Source organism: Microvirga pakistanensis (genome assembly GCF_004458765.1).
GTDB classification, from domain to species: domain Bacteria; phylum Pseudomonadota; class Alphaproteobacteria; order Rhizobiales; family Beijerinckiaceae; genus Microvirga; species Microvirga pakistanensis.
Genome location: NZ_SPJX01000021.1, coordinates 1 through 239, shown reverse-complemented (window position 1 = coordinate 239; position 239 = coordinate 1). Strand labels below are relative to the sequence as shown.

The 239-nt window shown below is 69.0% G+C and carries 1 protein-coding gene; it reads left to right on the top strand.

Annotation, left to right across the window (positions count from 1 at the left end):
- A partial coding sequence (locus tag E4K09_RS01610; protein WP_244610315.1) for an alpha/beta hydrolase-fold protein occupies positions 1–239 on the top strand: 239 nt, incomplete at both ends.

Here is a 239-nt window from a genome sequence, read left to right as displayed (position 1 = left end):
GGGCCGGAGCGGGCGGCCTGGCGGGACTACGATGCCTGCGCGCTGATCGAAGGCGGCGCGCGCGTGAGCGACATCCTGGTCGACCAGGGCACGGCCGACGGCTTTCTGGACAGCCAGCTCAAGCCGCACCTGCTCGAGGAGGCCTGCGCCAAGGCCGGCCAGCCGCTCACCCTGCGCCGGCAGCACGGCTACGACCATTCCTACTTCTTCATCGCATCCTTCATCGACCTCCACCTCAA